The organism is Sphaerisporangium rubeum, from assembly GCF_014207705.1.
Lineage (GTDB): Bacteria > Actinomycetota > Actinomycetes > Streptosporangiales > Streptosporangiaceae > Sphaerisporangium > Sphaerisporangium rubeum.
The window spans coordinates 3889523-3911220 of record NZ_JACHIU010000001.1; the positions used below are offsets into that span (position 1 = coordinate 3889523).

Annotated in this window: 20 protein-coding genes; 7 read left to right on the top strand and 13 right to left on the bottom strand. The window is 71.6% G+C overall.

Going from position 1 to position 21698, the window contains the following annotated elements; all coding sequences use genetic code 11:
* Window positions 1-299: 299 nt before the first annotated feature.
* The 9 genes from BJ992_RS16780 to BJ992_RS16820 all read right to left on the bottom strand — a co-directional run bounded on the left by BJ992_RS16780 (window position 300) and on the right by BJ992_RS16820 (window position 10818).
* Window positions 300-1163, bottom strand: a complete 864-nt coding sequence (locus BJ992_RS16780) for an ABC transporter permease (protein ID WP_425503671.1) — start codon at window positions 1161-1163, stop codon at window positions 300-302.
* Window positions 1160-2137 (bottom strand): ATP-binding cassette domain-containing protein, encoded by a 978-nt coding sequence (locus BJ992_RS16785; RefSeq protein WP_184982023.1) that lies wholly within the window; start codon window positions 2135-2137, stop codon window positions 1160-1162. The genes BJ992_RS16780 and BJ992_RS16785 overlap by 4 nt, the downstream gene beginning before the upstream one ends.
* A gap of 315 nt (window positions 2138-2452) precedes the next feature.
* Entirely contained in the window at window positions 2453-3670 is a 1218-nt protein-coding gene (locus BJ992_RS16790; RefSeq protein WP_184982025.1) for an iron-containing alcohol dehydrogenase, read from the bottom strand.
* Window positions 3671-3745: 75 nt separating this feature from the next.
* On the bottom strand, window positions 3746-5206 hold the full coding sequence (locus BJ992_RS16795) for an NAD-dependent succinate-semialdehyde dehydrogenase (protein ID WP_184988297.1): 1461 nt from the start codon (window positions 5204-5206) through the stop codon (window positions 3746-3748).
* A gap of 264 nt (window positions 5207-5470) precedes the next feature.
* Window positions 5471-6547: an ABC transporter ATP-binding protein gene (locus BJ992_RS16800; RefSeq protein WP_184982027.1), complete on the bottom strand. Its 1077-nt coding sequence runs from the start codon at window positions 6545-6547 to the stop codon at window positions 5471-5473.
* Window positions 6547-7614 (bottom strand): ABC transporter ATP-binding protein, encoded by a 1068-nt coding sequence (locus BJ992_RS16805; protein ID WP_184982036.1) that lies wholly within the window; start codon window positions 7612-7614, stop codon window positions 6547-6549. Before BJ992_RS16805 ends, BJ992_RS16800 begins: the two co-directional genes overlap by 1 nt.
* Complete coding sequence (locus BJ992_RS16810; RefSeq protein WP_184982038.1) at window positions 7614-8525, bottom strand: carbohydrate ABC transporter permease; 912 nt, start codon at window positions 8523-8525, stop codon at window positions 7614-7616. The genes BJ992_RS16805 and BJ992_RS16810 overlap by 1 nt, the downstream gene beginning before the upstream one ends.
* Window positions 8525-9475: an ABC transporter permease subunit gene (locus tag BJ992_RS16815; RefSeq protein WP_184982040.1), complete on the bottom strand. Its 951-nt coding sequence runs from the start codon at window positions 9473-9475 to the stop codon at window positions 8525-8527. The genes BJ992_RS16810 and BJ992_RS16815 overlap by 1 nt, the downstream gene beginning before the upstream one ends.
* Entirely contained in the window at window positions 9472-10818 is a 1347-nt protein-coding gene (locus tag BJ992_RS16820; protein WP_221474858.1) for an extracellular solute-binding protein, read from the bottom strand. Before BJ992_RS16820 ends, BJ992_RS16815 begins: the two co-directional genes overlap by 4 nt.
* Window positions 10819-11285: 467 nt before the next feature.
* Here BJ992_RS16820 and BJ992_RS16825 point away from each other — a divergent pair, with 467 nt between their 5' ends.
* From BJ992_RS16825 to BJ992_RS16835, 3 genes are all read left to right on the top strand, one after another.
* Window positions 11286-12029, top strand: a complete 744-nt coding sequence (locus BJ992_RS16825; protein ID WP_184982052.1) for a GntR family transcriptional regulator — start codon at window positions 11286-11288, stop codon at window positions 12027-12029.
* 93 nt (window positions 12030-12122) lie between these two features.
* Window positions 12123-12692 carry a DJ-1/PfpI family protein gene (locus tag BJ992_RS16830; RefSeq protein ID WP_184982054.1) on the top strand — a complete coding sequence of 190 codons (570 nt, stop codon included), beginning with the start codon at window positions 12123-12125 and terminating at the stop codon, window positions 12690-12692.
* 19 nt (window positions 12693-12711) lie between these two features.
* Window positions 12712-13533 carry an alpha/beta fold hydrolase gene (locus BJ992_RS16835; protein ID WP_184982056.1) on the top strand — a complete coding sequence of 274 codons (822 nt, stop codon included), beginning with the start codon at window positions 12712-12714 and terminating at the stop codon, window positions 13531-13533.
* Window positions 13534-13581: 48 nt separating this feature from the next.
* Here BJ992_RS16835 and BJ992_RS16840 read toward each other — a convergent pair whose 3' ends face one another.
* Together BJ992_RS16840 and BJ992_RS16845 are read right to left on the bottom strand one after the other, a co-directional pair.
* A complete protein-coding gene (locus BJ992_RS16840; protein WP_184982058.1) occupies window positions 13582-14811 on the bottom strand; it encodes a heparan-alpha-glucosaminide N-acetyltransferase domain-containing protein in 1230 nt (409 codons plus the stop codon).
* Between the two features lie 191 nt (window positions 14812-15002).
* On the bottom strand, window positions 15003-16226 hold the full coding sequence (locus tag BJ992_RS16845) for a DUF418 domain-containing protein (RefSeq protein WP_184982060.1): 1224 nt from the start codon (window positions 16224-16226) through the stop codon (window positions 15003-15005).
* A 566-nt stretch (window positions 16227-16792) separates the two neighbouring features.
* Between BJ992_RS16845 and BJ992_RS16850 the strand changes: the two genes are divergently transcribed.
* On the top strand, window positions 16793-17701 hold the full coding sequence (locus BJ992_RS16850) for a putative protein N(5)-glutamine methyltransferase (RefSeq protein ID WP_184982062.1): 909 nt from the start codon (window positions 16793-16795) through the stop codon (window positions 17699-17701).
* 49 nt (window positions 17702-17750) lie between these two features.
* On the opposite strand, the gene BJ992_RS16855 is transcribed toward BJ992_RS16850, so the two are convergent.
* The gene (locus BJ992_RS16855) at window positions 17751-18821 is read right to left on the bottom strand and encodes a hypothetical protein (RefSeq protein WP_184982064.1); all 1071 of its coding nucleotides are present in this window, start codon (window positions 18819-18821) and stop codon (window positions 17751-17753) included.
* Window positions 18818-19156, bottom strand: a complete 339-nt coding sequence (locus tag BJ992_RS16860) for a PadR family transcriptional regulator (protein WP_246496676.1) — start codon at window positions 19154-19156, stop codon at window positions 18818-18820. The genes BJ992_RS16855 and BJ992_RS16860 overlap by 4 nt, the downstream gene beginning before the upstream one ends.
* Window positions 19157-19260: 104 nt before the next feature.
* Here BJ992_RS16860 and BJ992_RS16865 point away from each other — a divergent pair, with 104 nt between their 5' ends.
* The 3 genes from BJ992_RS16865 (at window position 19261) to BJ992_RS16875 (ending at window position 21623) form a co-directional block, all read left to right on the top strand.
* Window positions 19261-20031 (top strand): TetR/AcrR family transcriptional regulator, encoded by a 771-nt coding sequence (locus BJ992_RS16865; protein WP_184982066.1) that lies wholly within the window; start codon window positions 19261-19263, stop codon window positions 20029-20031.
* A 183-nt stretch (window positions 20032-20214) separates the two neighbouring features.
* On the top strand, window positions 20215-20775 hold the full coding sequence (locus BJ992_RS16870; protein WP_184982068.1) for a TetR/AcrR family transcriptional regulator: 561 nt from the start codon (window positions 20215-20217) through the stop codon (window positions 20773-20775).
* A 422-nt stretch (window positions 20776-21197) separates the two neighbouring features.
* Window positions 21198-21623: an ATP-binding protein gene (locus BJ992_RS16875; RefSeq protein ID WP_184982070.1), complete on the top strand. Its 426-nt coding sequence runs from the start codon at window positions 21198-21200 to the stop codon at window positions 21621-21623.
* Window positions 21624-21698: the final 75 nt, after the last annotated feature.

A 21698-nucleotide genomic window follows, 5' to 3' on the forward strand; every position in this document is an offset into this window, starting at 1 on the left:
CAAGCCCACCCCGACTCGCGTGCGGCCGGAGACCTCGTCTCCGGCCGCACGCCGCGTTTCACCGGCATCCCGGTTCATGTCAATTCATTGATTACCTCGCACCGATCCCTTGGATAGGCTCCCGTCTCACCGGCATGTTTTCTTCACGGTGATCGCCGACAGTCCCGCCGGGGAAATTCTCACCGTCGGCATTTCCACCCGGTGCGCGTGAATGGCGGGGACAGGGGTCACCCTTACCCCGGCCATCCTCCGGCACACGCGAGGCCCACCCTGACCGGTACGGCGGACCCGCGTCCCGGTCAGCGGCTGAGCCGCCGGTAACGGCGGACCGACAGGGGGAAGAACACCGCCAGCAGCACCACCGGCCAGATGATCGCCAGGGCCATGGCGTGCTGCGCCGCGAAGGAGTCGCCTCCCCAGCCGGGGTTGCCGAACAGTTCCCGGGTCGCCGACACGGTCGCCGACATGGGGTTCCACTCGGCGACCGCGGCCAGCCATCCGGGCATGCCGGCCGGCGCCGCGAAGGTGTTGGACAGGAATCCGAGCGGCCACACCAGGATCTGCACCGCCATCACCGCCTCGGGGTTGCCGACGGCCAGCCCCAGGTAGACCCCGGCCCACAGCAGCGCGAAGCGCAGCAGCAACAGCAGCCCGACGGCGGCGAGCGCGGCCCAGGGCCCGTTGTGCCAGCGCCATCCGATGGCGAGCCCGCAGACGATCATCGCGGCGAGGCCGAGCACGGAGTTCAGCATGTCGGCGGCCCCGCGTCCGGTCACCACGGCCGAACGGGACATCGGCAGGGAGCGGAACCGGTCGGTGACGCCTTTGCCGATGTCGCCGGCGACCGCCGTGAAGGTCGACTCGATGCCGAACACCATGGTCATGGCGAACATGCCGGGCATCAGGAACTCCCGGTAGTCCCCGCCACCGGGCACGACCATGCCGCCGCCGAACACGTAGCCGAACAGCAGCACCACCATGACGGGGAACAGCAGCGCCACCACGATCTGCGCGGGTTTGCGCCTCCAGTGCGTCAGGTCCCGCACGGTGATCGTCCACGCGTCCGCCAGGGCCCAGCCCAGCCGGCCGATCGGCCCCGCCGGCGCGGACGGGGCCGCGGCGGGACGGCCGGCGTCCCGCACCTGTGTCGTCGTGCCGTTCACGCCGCCTCCGTCGTGGTGGTGCCGCGGGTCTGGTGGTGGCCGGTGAGGTGGAGGAACACGTCGTCGAGCGTGGGACGGCGCAGCACGATGTCCTCGGCCTCGATCCCGGCCTCGTCCAGCGCGCGGACCAGGCCGGTGAGCGCGGCCACGCGGTCGCGCACCGGCACGCTGACCCGCCGGGCCGCGACGTCGGTGTCGGGTTCGGCGCCGGTGACGCGCGCCGCGAGCGCGGCGACGGCCGGCAGGCCTTCGGTGCCGGCGGCCACGACGTCGATGCGGTCGCCGCCGATGGCCGCCTTCAGCTCGGCGGGGGTGCCCTCGGCGATGACACGACCGGCGTCGACCACGCAGACCCGCGCGGCGAGCCGGTCGGCCTCCTCCAGGTACTGCGTGGTGAGCAGCACCGTGGTGCCGGACGCGGCCAGCGCGGCGACCGCCTCCCACACCTCTTCGCGTCCGCGCGGGTCCAGCCCGGTGGTGGGTTCGTCGAGGAACAGCACCGGTGGCGACAGGATCAGCCCGACGGCCAGGTCCAGCCGCCGCCGCATGCCGCCGGAGTACTGCGCGACCGGTTTGCCCCCGGTGCCGGCCAGGCCGAACCGCTCCAGCAGTTCGTCGGCGCGCCGCCGTGCCGCCGCGGCGCCGAGGTGGTGCAGCCGTCCGAACATGACGAGGTTCTGCCGGCCGCTGAGCACCTCGTCCAGCGCCGCGTGCTGCCCGACCAGCCCGATGTGGTACCGGGCCCGCGCGGCGTCCCGCACCACGTCGACCCCCGCCACCTCGGCCCGTCCGGCGTCCGGCCGGACCAGGGTGGTGAGGATCCGCACCGCGGTGGTCTTGCCGGCCCCGTTCGGCCCGAGCAGCCCGCACACCGTCCCGGCCGGCACGGCGAGCCCGAACCCGGCCAGCGCCTCGGTGTCCCCGTACCGCTTGCGCAGCCCTTCGGCGATGATCGCCTCTCCCGTGAAGTCCAAAGCACCCTCCGCACTCTGTTTCCGTACGCCGTACCGTACAGCATACGGAAACGGTGTGCACCACCATCCGCAGGCTGCCGTAGATCAGGGGACATGGCGGAACGGCGCCTTCGCCGGTGGCCTGCGGGGCCCGGCCGCAGATCGCTCGTGGCGACCCGGATGTCCGCGGATGACGGGGACTGGAACGTTCCAATACCGTCCAATACGGCCCGGCGACCAGGTCGGTGGGCCGATCCTTGGCGCGTCGGGGGCCAGGCCCGCGGCCTGCGCCGGCGCAGGCCGCCGCGCGATCACGGGCAGCCGGCCGCTCCGGCGTCAGGACGTGCGGGTCCGGTCCCCGGTCCAGGCCGCTTCGAGGATCGCGGTCAGGCTGGCGGTGTCGGTCGGGCCGGGGTGGTTCTGGATCAGGCGGGTGACGCCACCGGCCATCTCCGCGAAACGCGGGAGGTCGGCGCGTGCCACGCCGATGTCCGCCAGGGTGGCAGGGATGCCGATGTCGGCAAGGAGCTCGTGGAGCCAGGTGAGGAACGTGTCCGCGGCCTCGGCATCGGAGGCGTCGCTCACGTCGAGACCGCACACCCCGGCGAGGACGGCCAGCCGGTCGCCGATGGCGTCCCTGGCCGCGTCCAGCGCATAGGGCAGCAGCAGCCCGACGCCGAGGCCGTGCGGGGTGTGGGTGGCCGCGCCGATGGGGTACTGGAGCGCGTGCGGAGCCCCGTTCCCCGCGTGGGAGAACGCGAGCCCGGCCAGCATGGACCCGTAGGACATGTCCGCGCGCGCGTTCTTGTCGCCTCCGTCCCTGACCACAGGGGGCAGGCTGCGGGCGATCCGCTCGGCGGCCAGGAGCGCGTAGTGATCGGTGATCGGGTTGCGGCCGAGGAAGACCTGCTCCACCGGGTCGCGCGGTCCGTGGGGCCGGGGTCGCGCGGTGTAGCTCTCCACCGCGTGGCAGAACGCGTCGATGCCGGAGTGCGCGGTGACGGTCGCCGGGCAGGTGTAGGTGAGCTCGGGGTCGACGATGGCGAAGTCGGGCACGATGTGGACGCTGGAGACCCCCACCTTCAGCTCGCGGTCCGGGTCGGTCAGCACCGAGACCGGCGTGAGCTCGGAGCCGGTGCCCGACGTCGTCGGGACCGCGACAAGCGGCAGCGTCGGCCCCGGCACCTTCGACTCGCCGTAGAAGTCGCGCGGCGTCCCGCCGTGGCACCGGATGACGCCGACGATCTTGGCGAGGTCGATCACCGTGCCACCCCCGATGGCGAGGATCACGTCGGCGTCCACCTCGGCGGCGACCGAGACGGCCAGGGCGACATCGGTGAGCGGCACGTCCGGAGTCGCGTCGGCGAACACCCCGACGACCTCGACCTTCTCCCGTACGGCGGCCACGATCCCGGCCACGCGCGGCTGCCCCAGAAGAACCCGGTCGGTCACGATCAGGACGCGCGAGCCGCACTCGGCCACCACTCGCGGGATGTTCTGCGCGACCCCTTCGCCCACTATCAGCTGGCGTGGCCCGCGGACGGTCTCAAGCATGTCAGTGCCTTTCTGGAACGTCGGCGGTGATTCGCTGGGATGTGGCGCGCGCACCGGCGGGGAGCAGCAGGCCGGTCACGGCAGGTCGATCGCCGCGTAGGTGACGTCGAGGTACTCGAGGATCCCCTCGTGCGAGCCCTCCTTGCCGATCCCGGACTGCTTCACGCCGCCGAACGGAGCCGACGGGTCCGAGATGAGGCCACGGTTGATGCCGACCATCCCCGTCTCCAGCCCCTCAGTGAACCGCAGCGCTCGCTGGAGGTCACGGGTGAAGACGTATCCGACCAGGCCGTGCTCGGTGTCGTTGGCCTTCGCCATCACCTCGTCGTCGGAGGTGAACGAGATGATCGGCGCCACCGGGCCGAAGATCTCCTCCTCCAGCATCCGCGCGTCCTCGGGCACGTCGACGAGGACCGTCGGCGGGTAGAAGTGGCCCGGCCCGTCCGGACGCTCGCCGCCGACCAGGACACGTGCGCCGCGATCGACCGCGTCGGTGACGAGCTCGTCGATCTTGGTGACCGAGGCCTCGTCGATCAACGCCCCGACGTCCACGCCGTCGTCGAGACCATGGCCCACCGAGAGCGCACCCATCCGCTCGGCGAAGCGCGCCGCGAACTCCTCGCGCACCGGCTCCTCGACGTAGATGCGGTTGGCCGCGATGCACGACTCCCCGATGTTGCGCATCTTGGCCACCATGGCGCCGTGGAGCGCGACGTCCAGGTCCGCGTCGGCGCACACGATCAAGGCCGCGTTGCCGCCGAGTTCCATGGAGGTGCGCAGCACGTTGTCGGCCGCCTGCCGGAGCAGCACGCGTCCGACCTCGGTCGACCCGGTGAACGAGAGCTTGCGGGTGCGACGGTCGGCCAGCAGCGCCGAGACCACCTCGCCGGAACGCTTGGTCGTCACCACGTTGACGACACCCGGGGGGACGCCGACCTCCTCCATGATGCGGGCCAGGAGCAGCATGGTGAGCGGCGTCTGGGCCGCCGGCTTGGTGATCGTCGTGCAGCCCGCCGCCAGCGCAGGCGCGATCTTGCGGGCACCCATGGCCAGCGGGAAGTTCCACGGCGTCACGAAGACGCACGGCCCGACCGGCTTCGGCACGGTGAGGATGCGGTATCCACCGCCGGGAGCGGTGTTGTAGCGTCCCTCGACGCGCACCGCCTCCTCGGCGAACCAGCGGAAGAACTCGGCGCCGTAGGCCACCTCTCCCCGGGCCTCGGCGAGCGGCTTGCCCATCTCGAGCGTTATCAGCCGGGCGACCTCCTCCGATCGCCCGGTCAGGGCCCGGTACGTCGCGGTCAGCAACTCCGACCGTTTCCGCGGCGGGGTCGCCGCCCACTCCGCCATCGCCTTGCTCGCCACGTCCAAAGCGGCGAGCCCGTCGGCGACGCCGGCGTCCGCCACCTCGGCGATGGTCTTGCCGGTGGCCGGGTCCTCGACCGCGAAGGTGGCTCCGCTCGCGGCGTCGCGCCAGGCGTCGCCGATCCGGAGCCGCCGGTGCTCGGGGGCCAGGACGTTCATCGGGTCACTCATCGCGTCGCCTCCTGTGATGTTCTTGGTGATGTCCGGGGTGACCTCGGCGATCGCACCCCTGCGTGCCGGCGAACCGGTCACCCGGCCGCCGGGTCCGAGGCCGCCGAGGGGGTCGGCCGTGGCCTTGGCCGCGGCGCGACGCGCCGCCGACCGCCTTGTCGGGCCATGGCCGCTTCGGCGTCGTCCGGCCGTGCGCACCGGTGACGGCCCGCCGAGGCTCGATCGCCATGTGCGGTCGCATGCCGGCGTCGCCGGCCTGCGCGGTTACCTCCCGGCCCCGGACAGCGCCAGCCCGGTGCCCGCGTCGAACAGGTGCGCACGGTCCAGGTCGACCGTGACACGCAGCCGCTCGCCCGGCGTACCGGTGACGGTGGGCCGTGCCTTGACTTTGATGATCTCCGTCCCCACCCGGACGTCGACCACCGTCCGGTCACCGAGCGGCTCAAGGCCGTAGAGCTCACCCGGCAACGACGCGTCCCCCCGCTGCTCGACGGACAGGTCCTCCGCGCGCAGGCCGAGCAGCAGCGGACGACCGTCCTCGGCCGTGGTCCAGCGGGGCCGCGGCAGCGTCCAGCCGTCCGCGCCGACCAGACGGTCTCCCTCGGCGTGGCAGGCGAGCAGGCTGATCGGCGGGCTCCCGACGAAGCCGGCGACCCACTGGTTGGCCGGCCGCTCGTACACCTCGGCCGGCGTTCCGACCTGCTGCACCTTCCCCTCCTTGAGGACCGCGACCTGGTCGGCCATGGACAGGGCCTCGACCTGGTCGTTGGTCACGTAGACGAAGGTCCCCCCGAGGCTGCGGTGGATGCGGGTGAGCTCGGTGCGCATCTCGACGCGGAGCTTGAGGTCGAGGTTCGTCAGCGGCTCGTCCATGAGGAACGCGCGCGGGCTGCGGACCAGCGCACGCGCCAGGGCGACCCGCTGCATCTCACCGCCGGACAACTGCGCGGGACGACGCTGCAGCAGACGTTCGATGTGCAGCAGGTTCGACATCTTCTCGACGGCGGCGGCGATCTCGCTCGACGAACGGCCGCGTGCCCGCAGCGGCGAGGCGATGTTCTCGTACGCCGTGCGTCGCGGGTAGAGGGCGTAGCTCTGGAAGACCATGGCCAGGTCGCGTGCGGCCGGGGAGTCACCGGTCGCGTCCTTCCCGTCCAGATGCACCGACCCGGCGTCGAGCTTCTCCAGGCCGGCGATCGCTCGCAGGGTCGTCGTCTTGCCCGCGCCGGAGGGTCCGAGCACGACGAAGAACGAGCCGTCCGGCACGTCCAGCGTCACCCCGTCCAGGGCCTGGACTTTACCGAAGGACTTGCGCAGCCCGTGCACTGCCACGGTTCCCATCAGGCCACCAGCTCTTCCGTGCTCACGTCGTAGACCGGCGGAGGCCCGCCGGTGTGCCGCAGCCCGACCTTTGCGTCCGCAGCGAAACGGACAGTCGGTGGCATCCGAACCCGTACCTCGCGCTGTCCGCCGTGGTCGACCACGTAGATGATTTCGTCGCCCAGCCACTCCGCCGAGACCACGCGAGCCGGGATCGAGCGTTCCGCCCCGGGTTGTGTGACCTCCAGCGCCTCCGGCCGGACGCCTGCGACCAGGCGACGGTCGCGCGGCAGGTTCGGCGGTGGCGTGAGGGCCAGTCCGCTCTGGCTGCGCAGCTTCCCGTCGGCCACCTCCACCTCGATCAGGTTCATCGGCGGGGAGCCGATGAACGCGGCGCAGAAAAGACTCGCCGGACGGTCGTAGACCTCCAGCGGCGTGCCGATCTGCTCGACGCGTCCCTTGTTGAGGATGGCGATCCGGTGACCGAGCGACATCGCCTCGACCTGGTCGTGGGTGACGTAGACCATCGTCGTCCCCAGTTCCCCCTGCAGGTGCTTGATCTCGGTGCGCATGTCCGCCCTGAGCTCCGCGTCCAGGTTGGTGAGGGGTTCGTCCATGAGGAACGCGCGCGGCCGTCGCACCAGGGCCCGGGCGAGCGCGACACGCTGCTGCTCCCCGCCGGACAGCCGGTGCGGTCGCCGGTCCAGGAGCGGGCCGAGCCGCATCAGCCGGGCGGCCTCGTCGACCCGCTCGTGCACCTCCGCCTTGGGAAGTCCCTCGGCCCGCAGGGGGAACGCCAGGTTGTCGCGGGTTCTCAGGTGCGGGTAGAGAGCGTAGAACTGGAACACCATGGCGATGTCGCGCTCGGCGGGCGGCAGGTCGTTGACCAGCGTGTCGCCGATGCGGATGTCACCCGTCGTCTGCCTCTCCAGGCCCGCTATGGACCGCAGCGTGGTCGTCTTGCCGCACCCCGAAGGGCCGAGCATCACGAACAGTTCGCCGTCGCCGATGGACAGGTCCACCTGTTCGACGGCGACCGTCCCGTCGGGGTAGCGCTTGTGCAGCGCGGTCACCTCGATGCCTGCCATCAGCGTCGCACCGCCCCGAGCGTCACACCGGCGACGAGGTGCTTGCGCACCAGGTAGGCGAAGACGAGCACCGGCAGGGCGAACACGATGGAGGCGGCGGCCACCAGACCCCAGTCCACGGTGGTCCCGCCGATGAGGCCGGCGATGGCGGGTGGGGCCGTCCGCACGCCGTCGCTGGAGGTGAGGAAGATGGCGAACACGAACTCGTTCCACGAGAAGATGAGGGCGAAGACCGCCGTCGCGGCGATACCGGGCAGGAGCAGGGGAAGGGTGAACCGCCAGAACGCCTGCAAGCGGGTGTAGCCGTCGAGCATGGCGGCGTCCTCGTACTCCGCGGGAACCTCGTCGACGAACCCCTTCATCATCCAGATCGTGAAGGGGACGTTGAACGCGGTGTAGATGAGGATCAACCCGAGCTTGTTGTCGATGAGCCCGACCTGGCGGTACATGAGGAAGATCGGGATCACGACCACCACGGGTGGCATGAAGCGCGTGGACAGGATGAAGAACAGCTGGTCCTTCTTGGCCTTCACGGAGAACCGTGAGTAGGCCCAGGCCGCCGGGACCCCGAGCACGGTGGCCAGCACCGTGGAGACCCCGGCGACGATGACGGAGTTGAGGAACGAGACCGACAAGGCCGAGCGACCGCCACCGGAGGCGACGAACACGTCCTTGAAGTGGTCCAACGTGACCGTGAAGTCGAAGAACTTGGCTGGGATGGCATAGACGTCCCGGTTCTCCTTGATGGACGTCTCGATCATCCACAGCACCGGGAAGAGCATCACGACGGCCAGCACGGTCAGCAGCGCGACCTCCAGCACCGAGCGGCCCCGGCCGCTGAAGCGGCGCGCCGGCGGCGTGTGGTCCCGGGCAGGGCCGGCGGACACGGCCTCGTCGACGGAGAGGGCCATCAGTCCTCCTTGAGCTTGTTCAAGTAGCGCAGGTAGAGCTGCGTGAGGACGATGACGATGAGGACCATGAGGATCCCGTACGCCGAGGCGGTTCCGGTGTTGAAGCCCAGGAACGCGACCTTGTAGACGTGGAACGACAACGTCTCGGTGGAGACCCCCGGACCTCCGCTGGTGAGGATGTAGACGAGGTCGAACAGCCGGAACGCCTCGATGGCCCGGAACAGCACGGCGATGAGCAGCAGCGGCCACACCAGCGGAAGAGTGATGGTGCGGAACCGGAACCACTCCGACGCACGGTCGATCGACGCGGCCTCGTACAAGTACTTGGGAACCGCGGTGAGGCCCGCGAGCGCGATGAGCATGATGAACGGCGTCCATTGCCAGGTGTCGACCACGATCAGGGAGAACAGTGCCGTCCGCTGCCGGGTGAGCCACTCCACCTGCCCCAGGCCGAGCGAGCCGAGCATGCTGTTGATCACGCCGAACTGCGCGTCGAGCATGAACCGCCAGAACAGCCCGACCACGACCGGCGACAGCATCATCGGGACCAGGAACAACGTGGTCAGCAGTCCCCGTCCGTGCGTGCGCCGTGAGATCAGGTAGGCGATGGTGAAACCGAGCACGGTCTGCAGGGTGACCGCGCCGACCACGTAGATCAACGTCGTCAAGGCCCTCAGGTGGACCTGTGCCGAGGTCAGGATCGCGGTGTAGTTCTCGAACCAGACGAAATGAGCGGATCCCCCGCGGGTGGCCGAGTAGTCGGTGAACGACAGGTACAAGGCCCACAGCAACGGGAACACCGACATGGCGAGCAACAGCAGCAACGCGGGGGAGATGAAGGCTACGGCGAGCCAGCGGTCGCTCAGCCGGCGGGACCCCCCCGGTGCAGGCGGCGTCGCGGACGCCGCCTGCACCGGGTGATCGGTCGTCAGAGAGACGGGGTCACTCACAGCCCGCCGCCGCCCTTGCGGCCGCTGGAGTTGAGCACGGCCTGCTGCTCCTTGGCGATGTCGTTGAGCGCGTCCTTCGGCGCCTTCGCGCCGTTGAGAGCCGCGTTCACGTTGGTGTTCTCGATGTCGACGAGGCGCGCGTACTCGGGGACGTTCCACATGTCCCGCATCCGCGGCACCGAGTCGGCGTACACCTGGTTGAACGGGCCGGCGTTGAGGAACTCCGGCGACTGCAGCGCGTCCGTGCGCGACGGCACGCCACCGGCCGCGGCCCACTTCTTCTGGATGTCGGCCCGCTCGAACCACTTCATGAAGTTCAGGGCCTCGGCCTGGTTCGCCTCGGAGGAGTAGGCCGACACGTGCATGCCCATGCCGCCGAGAGGCACCAGGTTCGTCTTCTGGGTCGGCAGGGTGGCGAAACCGAGCTTGCCGAGGATCTCCTCGCGCGTCTTGCCGAGCGTCGACTGCTTGGGGTCGAGCAGGCCGCCGCTCGCGGCGATCCAGTTGAACGCGATGCAGGCCTTGCCCTGGGCGACGGCCGCGTTCACCTCGTCGATGAACCAGTTGCCGGAGCCCTTGGCGGTCAGCGGCTTCATCTTGTTGACCAGGACGTCCATCGCCTCCTGGCCCGCGGCGTCGTTGAGGACGCCGTCGATCTTGCGCGACTTGGCGTCCCAGAGGTTGCCGCCGTACACGCCGTTGACCGTGTTGTAGGTCACGGCCGCGGCGTCGGAGCCGTTGGCCTGGTGGAAGGCCAGCCCGCTGACGCCGGGGTTGTCCGCCTGGCACTTCTCGGCGGCCGAGATCATCTCGTCCCAGGTCTGCGGCGGCTTGTCGCCGATCAGGTCCTTGCGGTAGATCATCGTCCAGGTGTCACCGAGCAGCGGCAGCCCGTACAGGCTGGCGTTCTCGTCACGCTTACCGGTCTCCGCCTGGGGGAACTGGCCGTAGGCCGCCAGGAGGTAGGGGTTGTAGGCGTTGACGTCGATGTTCTTCTTGACGAAGTCGGTGAGGTCGAGGATGTTGCCGTTGGTCACGGCCTCACCGATGTGCTGCGAGTCCAGGATCGCGATGTCGAAGTCGGTCTTGTGCGCGGCGAACTGGGTGAACATCGCGTCGTGCCAGTTCGCGTTCGGCACGGTGTTGACCTTGATGGTCGTGTTCGGCCGCTCCTTCTTGTACTCCGCGTTCGCGAAGGCTTCCAGCGCCTGGGCGGGGGGCCACTCGAACCAGATGAAGCTGAGGGTCAGCGGGTCCTTGGTGAGCTCCGGGATGGTCGCCGGCGCCTTGGGGGCGCTCGCGCCGTCGTCCCCGCCGCACGCCGTCACGGTCGTGGCCAGCAACAGGACCGCCGTCGCCAGCTGAACCGTTCGACGGGGAACGGACAGTCGTCCTATTCGCTTCGGATACCGCATCTTCTTGCCTGCTTTCTGGGTGGGGACCTTTGGAGCCTTGCTGCGTGCTTCGCCGAGCAGGTGCCGAATCGTTCAGGCGTGCCGCCGGCTGCCGCAGGGGCTGACTTGCGGACCGGCGTCACAAGTACGCCGCGACGTAATGGGGCTTCAAGCAGGCGAGAAGTCCTTCGGTCCATGTGCGGCCCGAGGGCGAATCGAGGAGGACGTCGAGCATGCTCATAGGAGCTCCAACTGATCGAAGCGGAGCGATGGCGGGCGGGTTTCCGCGATGGGTGAGGGATGGGGTGGCATCCGCCACCTTTCCTATACGATCCGAGTGGGGGCGTCAACATCCAGCAGCGTTGCGACCGATGTCAACAGGTTCCCGAAAACGTAAGAAAGGACCTGACGTCACGATGGACGACGAAGTGATGATCGCGCGGCGCCGTGGAGCCAAGACGGGGGGAACACCGCCGAGGAGATCGCGCGGCCGGCTCGCCGACGAGGTGTACGACACGCTGCTCGGGCAGCTGATGTCGCTACGGATCGAGCCCGGCTCCCGCGTCACGATCGACGTCCTGGCGCGGGAGCTCGGGGTCTCGCAGACACCGATCCGCGACGCGCTCAACCGCATGGAGGCCGAGGGCCTGGTCGTGCGTGTCCCCCATGCCGGCTATCGCATTCCCCCTCAGATCACCCGCCACCGGTTCGAGGACCTGCTCGAGCTCCGCCTGCTCCTCGAACCGGCGGCGGCGCGCAGATCCGCCGAGCGCGCGTCCGTGAAACAGGTGGCCGGTCTGCGGCGGATGCTGGAGGAGATGGCGGAGCTGGAGGGAGGCGACGGGCCCATGGCCTACGGCGCCTTCGGGCTGCGCGACGCCGCTTTTCACGATCTCGTCGCCCTGAGCGCAGAGAACCAGGTCATCCGCGAGGCGCTCGCCCGCCTGCACACGCACGTGCACCTGTTCCGGCTTCTCCACGACACCCAGGTCACCCACCTGGCCATGGCCGAGCACGAGGAGGTCGTGGCCGCGATCGCCGCGCGTGACCCCGACGCCGCCGCCTACGCCATGCGCCGGCACATCCTGCGGTCCGGCGAGCGGTTCCGGCGATTGTTCGACGAGGTCAAGGACTCGGACGGAATGGAGGTAAAGGCTTGACGGGCGGGCCGGGCCGAGGAATGCTAACCCAACCGGATCGGATTGGATCGGATTGGATCCACCGCGCCCGTCCCCAGTTGCGAGGAGAAGCAGGTGCCCAGAGCGCTGCTCCTGACCGGCGACGCCGCCGAGGAGCTCGACACCATGTATCCCTACTATCGCGTGCAGGAAGGCGGCTGGGACGTCGACGTCTCGTCACGGACGTTGCGTGACGTTCAGCTGGTCATCCACGAGTTCGACCCCAACTCCGACGCCTACGTGGAGAAGAACGGCCGGAAGCTGCCGGTCGACGTGCCCTGGGCCGAGGTCGACGTCGAGCTCTATGACGCTCTCATCATCCCCGGGGGACGCGCCCCCGAGTGGATCCGGGTCGACGCCGACGTCAGGCGCATCACCGAGCACTTCTTCGCGCGCAACCTCCCGATCGCGCTGGTGTGCCACGGCGCGCAGGTGCCGGCCGTGTACGGGCTGCTGAAGGGCCGCAAGACGGCGTGCTTCCCCCCCATCACCGGTGACATGGAGAACGCCGGCGCGACGGTCATCGACGCTCCCGACGTCGTGGACGGCAACCTCGTCTCCTGCCGCGGGTGGCCCGACATGCCGCAGTTCGGCAGGGCGATGATGGAGGTCTTCTCCAAGTCCGTGAACTCCGCATCGGCATGAGCGCACCTGGCCTGTCTCGGTGACGGCGCTTCGGACCGTCACCGTCGGCGGCTCCCCCGTCCACGTCATGGACAGCGGCACCGGGCCCGCGGTGCTGATGCTGCACGGCTCCGGGCCCGGGACGACCGGATCCGGGGCCTGGGGGACGACGGCGCAGGCGCTGGGCTCGTCCTGGCGCCTGGTGGCTCCTGACCAGGCGGGGTTCGGCCGCACACCGATCCCGGCGGGCTCCAGGGGTGGGCTGCGGCTGTGGACCGAGCAGGCCGCGGGCCTGATGGACGCTCTCGGTGCCGAGCGCTACGCCGTGGTGGGTCACTCCATGGGCGGTGCCGTGGCGCTGGCGCTGGCGGCCGCGCGTCCCGAGCAGGTCACCCGGGTGGTGGCGGTCTCGACGATGGGGGCCCCCGGAGCGCCGCTGTCCGCCGATCTCGACGCGATCTGGGCCGCCCCCGCCGGCCCGTCCGGGGCACGGGACATGTTGAGCCGCCTCGTCCTCGACCAGGCGCTCGTGACCGAGGCGGCCGTCGCCGCCCGCGCGGCCGCGATGCAGGCCGGGGCGGCCGCGTTCGCGTCGTTGTTCCCTCCCCCCAGGGCACGCTGGGCCGACGATCTCACCCTGTCGGCGCGGACGCTGGCGGGGATCCGCGCACCCGTGCTGCTCGTCCACGGCGCCGAGGACCGGGTCACCCCGCTCGGGACGGCGGCCCTGCCCCTGCTCGGCCACCTGGCCGACGTCCGTCTGCACGTGCTCGGCCGATGCGGGCACGTGCCGGCGCTCGAGCACCCGCACGACTTCCGGCGGCTCCTGTCGTGCTTCCTCGGCCGGGAACAAGCTCACTGATCACCGCGGCCACGGCCCGCCAGGCCCGCGTCTCCAGCACGCCGGCGGTCAGGCGGCGCCGGTCACCGTGGCCGGGGCCGCACGTGCGGCGGCGCGGTCCGGGGCCAGGCGCACCATGGCGCGGTGGATCAGGTACTCCAGTGGTCCTCTGCGCCACCGGCCGCGTACCAAGGTGGCGGCCACCACCACGAAACCGGCGACGCTGAGGAACAGCTGGAAGGAGAACGGGGGCTGGTTGCCGAAGGGGAACAGCAGCAGGAAATGGCCGACGTAACAGGTGAGCGCGAGGCTGCCGGTGGCGGCCAGCGGCCACAGCAGCCGCTCCCACACCGGGTGGTCCATCACGATCAGGAAGAACCCGACCAGCAGGAACCCGATGCCGATCATCATCGGCCCCATGGGGAAGCTGATGTCGAACATGCCGTAGGGCTTCATCATGAACAGCGAGATCCACGGCATCTCGCCGCCGCCGGGCCGGCTGGGCCGCACCGCGGCCAGTGACCGGAGCCCGCCGAACGGCACGGCGGCGGCCCACCACATCAGCAGCGACCCCGCGACGGCAGCCGCGCCGGCCGCCATGAGCCGGACCCGGACCGCGTGCGGCCGCAGGTCCAGCCGGCCGAGCCCCATCCCGGCGAACAGCAGCGCCGCGGCGTAGGGGGTGTCGGGGCCCACCAGGTAGTACGGCCAGGCGGCGGGGTCGAGCAGCAGCGAGAACCCCTCGTCGGGGAACGGGTACTCCCCGATGTAGTTGAGCATCACGAACCGGAACAACGGCCCCGCCACCGCGGCCACGGCAGCGGCGGCGAACAGCGGCCGCGCCGTCCACCGGGTGAACGGCAGCAGCAGGACGAACCACACGCAGTACGACAGCAGGATCGACTCGCCGAACTCCAGCAGGACCAGGGCCAGCGGCAGCATCGCGATGGAGCGGACCACCAGCCGCCTGCGCACCAGGCTCATCCCCGCTCCCGACGGTGGCCGCGCGCCACCAGTCATCAGGGCCACCGAGACGCCGGCGCAGAACACGAACAGGCTCATCGCGCGGTTGGTGACGGCCTCGTCCAGCCACAGCAGCCCCGCCACCGGCTCCTGCGGCGCGAGGACGGCCCGCAGCCAGCCGGTGGGCCACACGTGCACGTAGATCATGCTGATGATGGCGATGGCCCGCACCACGTCCAGGCCGAGAAGACGGCTACGGGGCCGGGCCGGCACCGCCTGCCCCGGCGCGAGGACGGTGGCGTCGACGCCGCTCTCACCTGCCACACGGCTGGACACCGTCCACCCACCCCCTCTCCAGGCGTGACACCGGAGCACGGCGAGCCGGCCGGGCCGTGTCCACGGCGGCCGGGGCCAAGGGAAAAGGCAGCAACGGAGACATTTCCCATCCTTCTTTGACTATCGGTCAAGAAAGTTAGTGTCCATCGAATATGGCCGGGGTAAAAGCCCGTTCCGGCGACGGCGGAGAACTAACGAAGCCCCGGCACGCGCCAGGTGAGGCCCCGGCCGGCCCGCTCAGGGGCCCCGTCACCCGGCACGGCCCACACCATGGCGCGGTGCACCAGCCATTCCAGCGGCCCTCTGCGCCACCGCCGCCGCCAGGCCGCGGCCGCCACGATCAGGACGACCGTGACGCCGGCGAACACGGCGAAGCTGTAGGGCAGCGGGTCGTTGAACGGGGCGATCAGCAGGAAGTGCAGGACGTAGCAGGTGAGCGCCACGCTGCCCATCGCCGCGACCGGCCACAGCAGCCGGCCGCCGAGCCGGGTATCGGTGACGGCGAGGAACACGCCGATCAGCAGCATCCCGAGGCCGATCATCGAGGCCCCCATGGGGAGACTGATGTCGTACATCCGGTACGGCCGCATGATGAACAGCGCGATCCACGGCAGCTCCCCGCTGCCGGGACGCGAGGGATGCACCGCGGCCAGCGTGGCCGCCCCGCCGAAGGGGCCCGCGGCCAGCCCCCACATCGCCAGGGACGCCGCGACCACGGCGCCACCGGCCGCGGTCAGCCGTGCCCGCACCTCACGCCGGTGCAGGTCCAGGCGGCCGACGGCCATGCCGCCGATCAGCAGCGCCGAGGCGTACAAGGTGTCGGGACCCGCGACGAAATACAGCAGGTCGGCCGGGTGCAGCAGCAAGGAGAACCCCTCGTGGGGGAACGGCCACCGTCCGACGTAGTTCAGCAGCACGAACCGCAGCACCGGGCCGATCACCGCGCACACCGCCGCGATGGTGAACAGCGCGCGGGCCCGCAGCCGGGTCAGCGGGATCAGCATCACGAACCAGAAGCAGTACAACGTCAAGATCACTTCACCGTACTGCAGGAGCGCGAGCGCCAGGGGGAACATCACCGCCGAGCGCACCGCGAGGCGCCGGCGCGCGATCGACATGGCCCGGCCGGACGGCGGGTTCGCGCCGCCGGTGACCAGGGCGATCGACACCCCGGCGCAGAAGATGAACAGGCTCATCGCCCGGTTGGTGAGCGTGACGTCCAGCCAGCCGAGCACCGGCACCGCCGCGGCCGGGGGATGGATCGGGGTCCACCATCCGGTGGGCCACACGTGCACGAACGTCATGCTCAAGATCGCGACGGCCCGCACCACGTCGAGGCCGAGCAGGCGGTCTCGTGGCGCCGCGGACGCCGCCGGGGCCGCGTGAGGCGCGTCGTCGACGCGGCCGAGCGTCATCGCCCCGGGTTCCCGGACCGGCCGGCGCGGACGCCTCGGCGTAACAGCCCCGGAAACGACTCGATGGACATGGCCCACCTTTCTGAGAAGGTTGCCTGACAAAACGGTTGTGTCAGGAAACTAGTCAAGCCGCTAGTAAGGCCCACGTAAACCTGGTTTTCATTCACCTTTCAGCCACCCGGGCCCCGTCACCCGCGCGGCAGCCCCCGCGAAAGCCGCGCCGGACGGCCGCCGCACATCCCATCGGCCACCCCGGCCGAGCCGCGCACCGTGACCGCGGTGAACGACGCCGGCCTCCCCCTGACCGCGACGTGACCTGGAGCGACGGCGGCGTCCGGGGTGGAAGGGGACAACGGATCGGTCCCACGTACACCCCGATCCGCGGCGGCGGGAAACGCCGCGGCGCGGGATCGGGTAACGTTGCCCTCCCAGCCGCAGACGGCCCCGAGGAGGTGGGACCCATCACCGCACGATCAGGCAGGGTTCTCGCTCCCGCGCCGGCGCGGCACGCCGCGGCGTAGGTGACCGGGGGGAGAGCCCATCGGCATCCCGAAAGGCTCACCTCCATGTCGGCCCCTTCGCCGTCCACCCCTTCGTCTCTGTTCGCGTCCGTCGTCGCCGAGCTCCGCGCCGCCGGATGCGTCTTCGCCGAGGACGAGGCACAGCTCATCCTCGCCACCGCGCGCACCCACGCCGAGGTCACCGCCATGACCGGCCGCCGCGCCGCCGGCCTGCCGCTGGAGCACGTCCTCGGCTGGGCCGCGTTCGCCGGCCTGCGCGTCACGGTGGACCCCGGCGTCTTCGTGCCCCGCCGCCGCAGCGAGTTCCTCGTCGGCCAGGCCGTGGCCCTGGCCCGTCCGCCGCTGACCACTCCCCTGGTGGTCGCCGACCTGTGCTGCGGCACCGGCGCCATCGGCGCCGCCGTCACGGCCCGCCTGACCGGAGCGCTCCCCGGCCCGCACGACCCCCGCACCGGCCCGGTCCCGGTCGAACTGCACGCCGCGGACGTCGACCCCGCGGCCGTGCGGTGCGCGCGGCGCACCATCGCGCCGTTCGGCGGCCAGGCGCACCAGGGCGACCTGTACGCCGCGCTGCCGTCCCGGTTGCGCGGCCGGATCGGCCTGCTCGTCGCCAGCGCACCCTACGTGCCGACCGGCGACATCCGGCTGCTCCCCGCCGAGGCCCGCGACCACGAGCCACGGATCTCCCTGGACGGCGGCGCCGACGGCCTCGACGTGGTGCGGCGGGTCGCCGCCGGCGCACCCGGGTGGCTGGCCCCCGGCGCGCACCTGCTCCTGGAGACCAGCCCTCTCCAGGCCGAGGCCCTGGCCCGCGACCTCACCGGCGCCGGCCTGCCGGCCCGCGCCGTCACCGACCCCGGCCTGGACGCGGCCACCGTCATCGCCACGGTCACCGCCACCGGCACCGCCACCGGCACCGGCACCGCGCCGCACGAGCCTCCGCGTCGGCGTTGACCCGCAGGCCGCCGGCGGGACGTGCGCGGGGCTGTCACCGGTGGCGCGGTCACGGCCCGCCGGCGGTCTCCCCGTCCGGTGTGCGAACGGCGGCGGGCTCGCGGGCCGGCATGGCACGCAGCGCCGTGACCAGCAGGTACGCGCCGCACAGCAGCAGCGCGCACAGTTGCACGACCTGGGTGGCCGTGACGGCACCCGGTCCCGCCGGTGGCCCGGTGAGGTCCACGGCCCTGGCCAGGGCCACCGGCGCCGTCAGCAGCACCAGCGACAGCGCCACGTGGGCCTCGCCGCGGGCCCGGGCCGGCACGCAGGCGGCGGTGACCAGCAGCGCCAGGCAGGCCAGGCCGGTCTCGTCCATCCAGGCCCAGGCCAAGGCCGTGCTCTCCACGTCCCCGGCGAGGGCCGTGCCGGCGTTCAGCACGCTCAGCAGCGCGTACAGCGGTACCGCGGCCACGACGGGGAGGACGGCGAGCCACACGGGACGGCGCGGCGCCGCGGCGCCGCGGTGGTACCCGGCCGCCAGCGCGGCCACCGGCAGGCCGAACAGCAGGGTGTGGGTCGCCGTGATCCTGGCGGCCTCACCGCCGGTGAGTCCAGGGGCCCCCAGCACCCCGCCGTACAGCCACACCAGCGACAGCACCGCGAGCACCTTGGCCGCCCCGGCCCGGCCCCGTGCCAGCGCGGCGAACGCCGCGACGCCGAGCAGCCCGGCGAACCCCCACACCACATCCAGCAGCCGCTCGGCCGACCCCGCCTCACCTCGCGCGACCGGGCCGAGCGCGCCGGGGACGTCACCAAGTCCGTAGGCGACAAGGAATCCGGCGAACCATACGCAGCTCAGCACGGCGTGGAAGAGCAGACCGGCGAAAGCGGCCCGTCGCACGGCACGGCCGAGGACCTGGTAGCGGGGCAGTTCCGGGCCCGCCGCCAGACGCACCCGGACGGCCAGCGCCGCCACACTGGCGACCTCCCCGGCACGGGGACGCGGGTTGTCGCCGTCGGACGCTCCCCCCGCGCCGTCCAGGAAGGCGGCCACCATCTCCTCCTCCCGCGCGGCGAGGTACGACGCCGGCAGCAGCAGCCGCAGCACGAACCGGTAGCGATCCTCCAGCAGGCTCACGCCGTGCCTCCCTGGTGCCGCAGGCGCAGGCGTTCCCTGGCGCCGGCCACATTGGCGGCGAGGCGCGCGGCCTCGGTCTCCAGTGCGCGCGCCCCGGCGTCGGTGAGCCGGTAGTAGCGCCGCAGCCTGCCCTGCCACGCCTCCTCGCGGTCGAGTTCGACCAGCCCGTCACCGGCGAGCCGGTCGAGCACGCCGTACAGGGTGCCGACCTTCAGGCGTACGCCGCCGTCCGACAGTCTGTCCACCTCGGCCACGATCCCGTACCCGTGCCGCGGCAGGTCCGCCAGCGCGGTCAGCACCAGGAACGCGGGTTCGGTCATCGCCCGTGCGCTCATGCACACCACTATATATCGGCGAACAAGATATAGGGGAAGCCCGGGTATCGGGTACCTGCGGTCACGACGCCGGTCACGGCGGCACGGCGATAGGATCGTCGTCGATGGCCACCGAGTACACCGGCGCGGGCGACCCCGCGCGCAGCCTCGCCCTGCTGTGGCGCACCCGCGACAAGCCCGGCAGGAAGACCAAAGGCCGGCCCGGTCTCAGCGTCGACGCCATCGTGCGGGCCGCCATCGAGGTCGCCGACGCCGACGGCCTGGCCGCGCTGTCGATGCGCCGCGTCGCCGAGCACCTCGGGGTCGGCACCATGTCGCTGTACACGCACGTCCCCGGCAAGGCCGAGCTGCTGGACGTGATGCTCGACACCGTCATCGGCGAGTCGCACCGGCCCGCCGTCATCGACGGCGGCTGGCGCGCGGCCCTCGAGTTCGTCGCCCGCGAGCGCTGGTCGCTGTACCAGCGCCACCCGTGGATGCTGTACGTCGCCACCAGCCGTCCCCCACTCGGCCCCAACGTCACCGCCGCCTACGAGTACGAGCTGCGCGCCGTCGACGGCATCGGCCTCACCGACCTGGAGATGGACTCGGTGGTCACCCTGATCGGCGGGTACGTCCACGGCACGGCCCGCGGCGCCGTCGAGGCGGCCCAGGCCGTCCAGCACACCGGCATGACCGACGAGCAGTGGTGGCACGCGCACGTCCCCTACCTGACCGCCATCATGGACGGCTCCCGCTACCCCCTGGCCGCCCGCGTCGGCGCCGCCGCCGGCCAGGAACACAACGCCGCCTACGCGCCGGCCCACGCCTTCGAGTTCGGTCTCCAGCGCATCCTGGACGGCATCGAGGCCCTCATCCGCTCCCGGACCACCTGATCGCCGCCTCCCGCGACGCGCCGGTGCGTGCCGCCCGGAGGGGGGAGAACGGGGTACCGAGCGGGGCTCACGTTGTGCTTCACTGTGCGGCAGACTCTCCGTCAGGGGGCCCGGCGAGGCCGGAGAGGTCGCCCCGTGGCACGCCGCCGCAGGCAGAGCCCTCGCCGGGAGAGGCGGGGCAGCATGAGCTCGCAGCGGCCCGAACCCCTGCGCACGGTCGCGCGGCGCAACCGCGACCGGATCCTGGAGGTCGCCAGGGACGCGCTGGCCGCCTCCGGTGACGCCTCACTCAACTCGATCGCCAGGAAGGCAGGCGTCGGGCCCGCCACCCTCTACCGGCACTTCCCCACCCGGGAGTCCCTGATGCTGGCCGTCCACCGGCAGGACGTCGAGCAGCTCGTCAGCCTGGCGACCGTCCTGCTCGCCGGTCACCCCCCACTGGACGCGTTACGGCTGTGGCTGGACCGTCTCGCGCACTATGCCCGGATCAAGCATGGCGTGGCCGACGTGCTGCGTGCCGCGACCGGCGACCCCGCCGCCGGCGCACCGCTGACCGGCGCGCTGGCCGTCCTGCTGGAGGCCTGCGATCGCGCCGGCGTCATCCGTCCCGGCATGGGCCCCGCCGACGTGCTGCTGCTGACCGCCTTCCTGTGGCACCCCGACCCGCCTCCCGGCCGCGACCAGGCCCGCCGCCTGCTCGCCGTCACCCTGGACGGCCTGCGGGCCGGCGCCACCGCCGGCTGATCACCGATCGCACCCTGATCGCCGATCGCACCCTGATCGCCGATCGCACCGCCACCACCGGCCTCCCGCGCCGATGGAGCCGCCCTGGTGTCACGCTGGTCCCCCGATGGTCCCCCGGTGATGGCCCGGTGGAGGCCCGCTCGCGGCGGGGCCCGCCGGGCTGATGTGGCCGGTGCGGCGACGTGTGACCCCCCGCCTTGCGGGGCATGGCGGTCGGGTACGTGAAACGGCGGGGATTCTCCACCCATCCGCCGCCGGTACCCGCTCCGAAGAGAGAGAAGGGGACCGGTGGGAAGCGGGGGGATGCGGTGGCCCGCGCGGTGCGCGGGGACGGCAGGCGTTAGGGTCGTCGCTGTGCGGGACGCTCGCCGGACGGACGAGGCTTCAGCGTGGGAGGGATGCCGGTGAAGGACAGTGGATCCGTGTCCGCGGAGTGGCCGATCAGTGATGATCTGAGCGCTCTGCGAAGCTGGATCCGCGACTACGCCGCCGGGGCGGGCCTTGGGGGTGTGCGCCTGCAGGACCTGGTGCTCGCGGTGAACGAGGCCGCGGCCAACGTCCTGGACCACGCCGGCGGTGACGGTCACGTGCGTGCCTGGCTGGAAGGGGAGTTCGTCACGGTGGAGATCCGTGACTTCGCCGGACGGCTGGTCCCCGCGCACGCCGACGCCGGGGATCCCGGCCTCAACCGACTCCGCGGCCGGGGCCTGTGGCTCATGCGGCAGCTGTGCGACGAGGTGCGCATCGTCCGCCGGCCCGGCGGCTCGTCCGTCGTCCTGCGCCAGGCGGTCCATGGTCCTCCCGCCTTCCCCGGGCCGCCGGCCCTCCCGGACGCCGCACAGTCCTGACCGGCCGGCGGCGGCCCGGAGCGGCCCGGACGTGCTCCTGCACCGAGGTCTGATCGCGCCGGCGCCGGGCTCGCG